This window comes from Demequina sp., from assembly GCF_024642165.1.
Lineage (GTDB): Bacteria > Actinomycetota > Actinomycetes > Actinomycetales > Demequinaceae > Demequina.
The window spans coordinates 21566-29643 of sequence record NZ_JAHEBP010000015.1; the positions used below are offsets into that span (position 1 = coordinate 21566).

An 8078-nucleotide genomic window follows, 5' to 3' on the forward strand; every position below is an offset into this window, starting at 1 on the left:
ACAGAAGAAGTTTTCGGTGCCGGCGCCTCGCCGGCAGTAAGGAAGTAGAACCTTGCTCGACGTCAACGAGTTCGGCGATCTGCGCATCGGCCTTGCGACCGCGGAGGACATCCGCAATTGGTCGCACGGTGAGGTGAAGAAGCCCGAGACCATCAACTACCGCACGCTCAAGCCCGAGAAGGACGGCCTGTTCTGCGAGAAGATCTTCGGTCCCACACGGGACTGGGAATGCGGCTGCGGCAAGTACAAGCGCGTCCGCTACCGCGGCATCATCTGTGAGCGCTGCGGCGTCGAGGTGACCCGTTCGAAGGTCCGCCGCGAGCGGATGGGCCACATCGAGCTGGCCGCCCCGGTCACGCACATCTGGTACTTCAAGGGCGTCCCGTCGCGACTGGGCTACCTCCTCGACCTCGCCCCGAAGGACCTCGAGAAGGTCATCTACTTCGCGGCGTACATGGTCACCGAGGTGGACATCGACGGCCGTCACGAGGACCTTCCCCAGCTCCGCAACGAGCTGGAGAAGGAGAAGAAGGCGATCGCCAACCAGCGCGACGTCGACATCAATACGCGTGCCGAGAAGCTCGAGAAGGACCTGGGCGAGCTCGAGGCCGAGGGTGCCAAGGCCGACGTGAAGCGCAAGGTCAAGGACGGCGCCGAGCGCGAGATGGCGAACATCCGTAAGCGTGCCGATGCGGAGATCGAGCGTCTCGACGCGATCTTCGACCGCTTCGCCGGCCTCAAGGTCCAGGACCTCGAGGGCGACGAGATGCTGTACCGCGAGATGTCGCGCCGCTACGGTTCCTACTTCAAGGGCTCGATGGGTGCGGAGGCGATTCAGAAGCGCCTGCAGACCTTCGACCTCGCCGCCGAGGCCGACAAGCTGCGCGAGATCATCGCGACCGGCAAGGGCCAGCGCAAGACCCGCGCGCTCAAGCGCCTCAAGGTGGTCAACGCGTTCCTCACCACCACCAACTCGCCCGAGGGCATGGTGCTCGACTGCGTCCCGGTGATCCCGCCGGACCTGCGGCCCATGGTCCAGCTGGACGGTGGACGCTTCGCGACCTCCGACCTCAACGACCTGTACCGCCGCGTCATCAACCGCAACAACCGCCTCAAGCGTCTGCTCGACCTCGGCGCCCCCGAGATCATCGTGAACAACGAGAAGCGCATGCTGCAGGAGGCCGTCGACTCGCTGTTCGACAACGGCCGCCGCGGCCGTCCGGTGACGGGGCCGGGCAACCGCCCGCTCAAGTCCATCTCGGACATGCTCAAGGGCAAGCAGGGCCGGTTCCGCCAGAACCTGCTCGGCAAGCGCGTCGACTACTCGGGCCGTTCGGTCATCGTGGTGGGCCCCACCCTCAAGCTGCACCAGTGCGGCCTGCCCAAGCAGATGGCGCTCGAGCTGTTCAAGCCCTTCGTCATGAAGCGCCTGGTCGAGCTCAACCACGCCCAGAACATCAAGTCCGCCAAGCGCATGGTCGAACGCAGCCGTCCCGAGGTCTGGGACGTGCTCGAGGAGGTCATCCGCGAGCACCCCGTGCTGCTCAACCGCGCGCCCACCCTGCACCGCCTGGGCATCCAGGCGTTCGAGCCCCAACTGGTCGAGGGCAAGGCCATCCACCTGCACCCGCTGGTCTGCGGCGCGTTCAACGCCGACTTCGACGGTGACCAGATGGCTGTGCACCTGCCGCTCTCGGCCGAGGCGCAGGCCGAGGCCCGCGTGCTGATGCTCTCGAGCAACAACATCCTGAAGCCGTCCGACGGCCGCCCGGTGACCATGCCCTCGCAGGACATGATCATCGGCCTCTACCACCTGTCGCTGCTCAAGACGGGCTCGACGGGGGAGGGCCTGGTGTTCGGCTCGCAGGCGGAGGCGCTCATGGCTCTCGACCATGGCACCATCACCCTCAACTCGGAGATCCGTCTCCGCGTCGACGGCGACACGGTGCCCCCGGTCGACGTCGAGCTGCCCGCGGATCACGTGGCCGGCGCGATGTTCATGCTCACCACCACGCTCGGTCGCTCGCTGTTCAACGACCTGCTGCCGGTGACGTACCCGTACGTCAACCGCAACGTGGACAAGAAGGTGCTGGGCGACATCGTCAACACCCTCGCTGAGCGCTACCCCAAGGTCGAGGTTGCCGCCTCGCTCGACGCCCTCAAGGCGGCGGGCTTCCACTGGGCGACCCGGTCGGGTGTGACGATCGCCATCGGCGACGTCGCGACGCCGTCCAACAAGCAGGAGATCCTCGAGCGCTACGAGGCCCAGGCCGCCAAGGTTCAGGACCAGTTCGACACCGGTCTGATCACCGACGACGAGCGCCGTCAGGAGCTCATCGAGATCTGGACCCAGGCCACCAACGAGGTCGACAAGGCCATGCGGGAGGCCTTCCCCGAGCACAACACGGTGCACACCATGGTGGGCTCCGGGGCGCGAGGCAACTGGATGCAGGTCCGCCAGATCGCGGGCATGCGTGGCCTTGTGGCCAACCCGAAGGGCGAGATCATTCCGCGCCCGATCAAGTCGAACTACCGCGAGGGGCTGTCCGTCCTCGAGTACTTCATCGCCACCCACGGTGCCCGAAAGGGCCTCGCGGACACGGCGCTGCGTACTGCGGACTCCGGATATCTCACGCGCCGCCTGGTCGACGTCTCCCAGGACGTCATCGTCCGCGAGGACGACTGCGGCACCGAGCGTGGCCTGACGATGCCCATCGTCGAGGTCACGCCCGCCGGCGATCGGATCTGGCACGAGCGCGTCGCCACCTCGGTCTTCGCGCGCACGCTGGCGGTCGACGTGGAGGACGCCTCTGGGACGGTGCTCGCGAAGGCCGGCTCCGACATCGGCGACGCGATCATCGACGCGCTGATCATCGAGGGCGTCGAAGAGGTCAAGGTCCGCTCGGTCCTGACCTGCGAGTCCGCGGTGGGCACCTGCGCACGCTGCTACGGCCGGTCGCTCGCCACCCGTGAACTCGTCGACATCGGCGAGGCCGTGGGCATCATCGCGGCGCAGTCCATCGGCGAGCCCGGCACTCAGCTGACGATGCGCACCTTCCACACCGGTGGTGTGGCATCGGCGGACGACATCACGCAGGGTCTCCCGCGTGTCCAGGAGCTGTTCGAGGCCCGCACCCCCAAGGGTGAGGCCCCGATCTCCGAGGTCGCCGGAACGCTGAAGGTGGACGACTCGGAGGCGACCCGTCGCCTGGTGGTCACGCCCGACAACGGTGACGAGCCCGTCGAGTACCCGGTCACCAAGCGCTCGCGCCTGGTGGTCCAGGATGGCGAGCACGTCGAGGTGGGCCAGCAGCTGGTCGCGGGTGCGGTCGACCCCAAGAACGTGCTCCGTATCCTGGGCCCGCGTGCCACCCAGAAGCACCTGGTGGACGAGGTCCAGAACGTCTACCGCTCGCAGGGTGTGGAGATCCACGACAAGCACATCGAGGTCATCGTGCGGCAGATGCTGCGCCGCGTGACCGTGCTCGACTCCGGCGAGACCAACCTGCTGCCCGGCGAGCTCGCCGAGCGCAGCCGTTTCGAGAACGCCAACCGCGAGACCGTGACCGCCGGCGGCAAGCCCGCCTCCGCGCGTCCCGAGCTCATGGGCATCACGAAGGCGTCGCTCGCGACCGAGTCGTGGCTCTCGGCGGCCTCCTTCCAGGAGACCACGCGCGTCCTCACCGAGGCCGCGATGTCCGGCAAGTCGGACTCGCTGCTCGGCCTCAAGGAGAACGTCATCATCGGAAAGCTCATCCCCGCCGGTACCGGGCTCGCCCAGTACCGCACGGCGACGGTGGAGCCCACCGAGGCGGCGAAGGCCAACCTGTTCCCGACCTTCGGGTATGAGGAATGGGACGGCCAGTTCTTCGGCGAGGGCACCGGCGAGGCCGTGCCGCTCGAGGAGTTCGACATCCGAGACTGAACCGACGGGGCCGGCGGGCGAAGTCCGCTTTGACGGCGGCGCGGAGCGCGGGTATCTTAGATGCTTGTGCCCGCGTCGCCGGGCCCCCGAGTCGCGCCCGTGGTGCGACAAGCCGATGGAACGACACGCCCGGGCGCGGGGGTCGGGCCGACACGACAAACGTTTCCTCAGTACCGAGACAGACACGGAGATGCAGTGCCTACGATTCAGCAGCTGGTCAGGAAGGGCCGTCACCCCAAGGCCTCCAAGACCAAGACCCCGGCTCTTCAGTCGAGCCCCCAGCGTCGCGGCGTCTGCACGCGCGTCTACACGACCACCCCGAAGAAGCCGAACTCGGCTCTGCGCAAGGTGGCGCGTGTGCGCCTCTCGACCGGTATCGAGGTCACCGCGTACATCCCCGGTGAGGGCCACAACCTCCAGGAGCACTCGATCGTGCTCGTGCGCGGCGGCCGTGTGAAGGACCTCCCGGGTGTCCGCTACAAGATCGTCCGCGGCTCTCTCGACACGCAGGGCGTGAAGAACCGCAAGCAGGCTCGCAGCCGCTACGGCGCGAAGATGGAGAAGAAGTAATGCCTCGCAAGGGACCGGCGCCGAAGCGTCCGATCATCAACGACCCCGTCTACGGCGCCCCCGTGGTGACGCAGCTCATCAACAAGGTCCTGCTGGACGGCAAGAAGTCCGTCGCCGAGGCCATCGTCTACGGTGCGCTCGAGGGCGTCCGCGAGAAGTCGGGCCAGGACCCCGTCGTGGTGCTCAAGCGCGCGCTCGACAACATCCGCCCCGCGCTCGAGGTCCGCTCCCGCCGCGTGGGCGGTGCCACGTACCAGGTGCCGGTCGACGTGCGCCCGGTGCGCGCGACCACGCTGGCGCTGCGCTGGCTCGTTGACTTCGCCCGTCAGCGCCGTGAGAAGACCATGACCGAGCGCCTCATGAACGAGGTCCTCGACGCGTCCAACGGCCTCGGTGCCGCGGTCAAGCGTCGCGAGGACATGCACAAGATGGCCGAGTCGAACAAGGCGTTCGCGCACTACCGCTGGTAGTCGCAGCCGCGTTCGACCGATCGAGACGACTAGGAGAACCACTCGTGGCACAGGACGTGCTCACGGACCTCACGAAGGTCCGCAACTTCGGCATCATGGCCCACATCGATGCCGGCAAGACGACGACGACCGAGCGAATCCTGTTCTACACGGGTATCACCTACAAGATCGGCGAGGTGCACGACGGCGCCGCGACGATGGACTGGATGGCGCAGGAGCAGGAGCGCGGCATCACCATCACGTCCGCCGCGACCACGTGCTTCTGGAACACCACCCAGCTGAACATCATCGACACCCCCGGCCACGTCGACTTCACCGTCGAGGTCGAGCGCAACCTGCGCGTCCTTGACGGCGCGGTTGCGGTGTTCGACGGCAAGGAGGGCGTGGAGCCCCAGTCCGAGACCGTCTGGCGCCAGGCCGACAAGTACAACGTCCCCCGCATCTGCTTCGTCAACAAGATGGACAAGATCGGCGCGGACTTCTACTTCACCGTCGACACCATCAAGTCGCGCCTCGGCGCGAAGCCGCTCGTCATCCAGCTGCCGATCGGCGCGGAGGGCGACTTCGTGGGCGTCGTCGACCTGGTCGAGATGCGTGCGCTGGTGTGGCCGGGCGACTCCAAGGGTGACGTCACCCTGGGCGCCAAGTACGAGGTCGAGGCGATTCCCGCGCACCTGGTCGACAAGGCGGAGGAGTACCGGGCCGAGCTGCTCGAGGCCGTCGCCGAGTCCGACGAGGCGCTGATCGAGAAGTACCTCGGCGGCGAGGAGCTGACGGTTCCGGAGATCAAGGGCGCCATCCGCAAGATGGTCCTCAACTCGGAGCTGTACCCCGTGCTGTGCGGCTCGGCGTTCAAGAACCGCGGCGTGCAGCCGATGCTCGACGCGGTGGTGGACTACCTGCCGTCGCCGATCGACATGCCCGCGATCGAGGGCCACGCGCCCAACGACGAGGAGAAGATCGTCGAGCGTCACGCCGACGCCGACGAGCCGTTCTCCGCGCTCGCCTTCAAGATCATGACGCACCCCTTCTTCGGACGCCTCACCTACATCCGGGTCTACTCGGGCAAGGTCGACTCCGGAGCCGCAGTGGTCAACGCGACCAAGGGCAAGAAGGAGCGCATCGGCAAGGTCTTCCAGATGCACGCCAACAAGGAGAACCCGGTCGACTCGGTCACCGCGGGCCACATCTACGCGGTGATCGGCCTCAAGGACACCACCACGGGCGACACCCTGTGCGACCCGAGCGCGCCCGTCGTGCTCGAGTCGATGACCTTCCCTGAGCCCGTGATCCACGTGGCGGTCGAGCCCAAGACCAAGGGCGACCAGGAGAAGATGTCCATCGCGATCCAGAAGCTGGCCGAGGAGGACCCGACCTTCCGCGTCAAGCTCGACGAGGACACGGGCCAGACCGTCATCTCCGGCATGGGCGAGCTGCACCTGGACATCATCGTCGACCGCATGCGTCGCGAGTTCAAGGTCGACGCCAACGTGGGCAAGCCGCAGGTCGCGTACCGCGAGACCATTCGTGGCACCGTCGCCAAGCACGACTACACCCACAAGAAGCAGACGGGTGGATCGGGCCAGTTCGCCAAGGTTCAGATCAGCATCGAGCCGCTCGACGCCGACTCCGAGGTGCAGTACGAGTTCGTGAACTCCGTCACCGGTGGTCGCGTGCCGCGCGAGTACATCCCGTCGGTCGACGCGGGCATCCAGGACGCCATGCAGATCGGCATCCTCGCGGGCTACCAGATGGTGGGCGTGAAGGCCGCGCTGCTCGACGGTCAGTACCACGACGTCGACTCGTCCGAGATGGCGTTCAAGATCGCCGGCTCGATGGCCTTCAAGGAGGCCGCTCGCAAGGCCAACCCGGTTCTGCTGGAGCCGGTGATGGCCGTCGAGGTGCGCACGCCCGAGGAGTACATGGGCGACGTGATCGGCGATCTCAACTCACGCCGTGGCCAGATCCGTCACATGTCCGACGCCGCCGGCGTCAAGGTCATCGACTCACTGGTTCCGCTCTCGGAGATGTTCGGCTACGTCGGCGACCTGCGTTCCAAGACGCAGGGTCGTGCGGTGTACTCGATGACCTTCGACAGCTACGCAGAGGTTCCTCGCAACGTTGCCGAGGAGATCATCGCTAAGACCCGGGGCGAGTAGTCCCAACGGTTGAAGTAGGAAATAATACGACCAGTAGGGATGCGCCCCACGATGGCAGCGGCCATCAGCAGTCGGATCCTCTACCCGAGTCTCACAACACATTCAGGAGGAAGCCACCATGGCTAAGGTCAAGTTCGAGCGGACCAAGCCGCACGTCAACGTCGGCACCATCGGTCACGTCGACCACGGAAAGACGACGCTGACCGCCGCAATCTCGAAGGTCCTGCACGACAGGTTCCCGGACCTCAACCCCTTCACGCCCTTCGAGGACATCGACAAGGCTCCCGAGGAGCGCGAGCGCGGTATCACCATCAACATCGCGCACATCGAGTACGAGACCGAGAAGCGCCACTACGCGCACGTGGACGCACCCGGCCACGCGGACTACATCAAGAACATGATCACCGGCGCGGCCCAGATGGACGGCGCGATCCTTGTGGTCGCGGCGACCGACGGCCCGATGGCGCAGACGCGTGAGCACGTGCTCCTCGCCCGTCAGGTGGGCGTGCCCTACCTGCTCGTCGCGCTGAACAAGGCGGACATGATCCCCGCGGCCGACGAGGAGCTCCTCGAGCTCGTCGAGATGGAGGTCCGTGAGCTGCTGTCCTCGCAGGGCTTCGACGGCGACAACGCACCCGTGGTGCGCGTCTCGGCGCTGAAGGCGCTCGAGGGCGACCCGGAGTGGGTGGCGACCGTCCAGGAGCTGATGGACGCCGTGGACGAGAGCGTCCCCGAGCCCGTCCGCGACATGGACAAGCCGTTCCTCATGCCCATCGAGGACGTCTTCACCATCACCGGTCGTGGCACCGTCGTCACCGGCAAGGTCGAGCGCGGCAAGCTCAAGATCAACTCGGAGGTCGAGATCCTCGGCATCCGCCAGCCGCAGAAGACCATCGTCACGGGCATCGAGATGTTCCACAAGCAGATGGACGAGGCGTGGGCCGGCGAGAACTG

At 66.5% G+C, this 8078-nt stretch carries 5 protein-coding genes; all 5 read left to right on the forward strand.

The features are described from left to right. Nucleotides 1-52 precede the first annotated feature (52 nt). Nucleotides 53-3925: a DNA-directed RNA polymerase subunit beta' gene (locus Q0L54_RS02720; RefSeq protein WP_296665325.1), complete on the forward strand. Its 3873-nt coding sequence runs from the start codon at nt 53-55 to the stop codon at nt 3923-3925. 195 nt (nt 3926-4120) lie between these two features. Further along, the gene (rpsL, locus tag Q0L54_RS02725; protein WP_042213193.1) at nt 4121-4495 is read left to right on the forward strand and encodes a 30S ribosomal protein S12; all 375 of its coding nucleotides are present in this window, start codon (nt 4121-4123) and stop codon (nt 4493-4495) included. Next, the gene (gene rpsG / locus Q0L54_RS02730) at nt 4495-4965 is read left to right on the forward strand and encodes a 30S ribosomal protein S7 (protein WP_296665330.1); all 471 of its coding nucleotides are present in this window, start codon (nt 4495-4497) and stop codon (nt 4963-4965) included. Before rpsL ends, rpsG begins: the two co-directional genes overlap by 1 nt. Nucleotides 4966-5009: 44 nt before the next feature. Further along, a complete protein-coding gene (gene fusA / locus Q0L54_RS02735; protein WP_296665332.1) occupies nt 5010-7124 on the forward strand; it encodes an elongation factor G in 2115 nt (704 codons plus the stop codon). A 118-nt stretch (nt 7125-7242) separates the two neighbouring features. Beyond that, a partial coding sequence (locus Q0L54_RS02740) for an elongation factor Tu (protein ID WP_296665333.1) occupies nt 7243-8078 on the forward strand: 836 nt, incomplete at its 3' end.

What these genes read in the sequence shown, in the direction of transcription:
- rpsG (WP_296665330.1), top strand. Translation starts at nt 4,495, where the DNA reads ATGCCTCGCAAGGGACCGGCGCCGAAGCGTCCGATCATCAACGACCCC.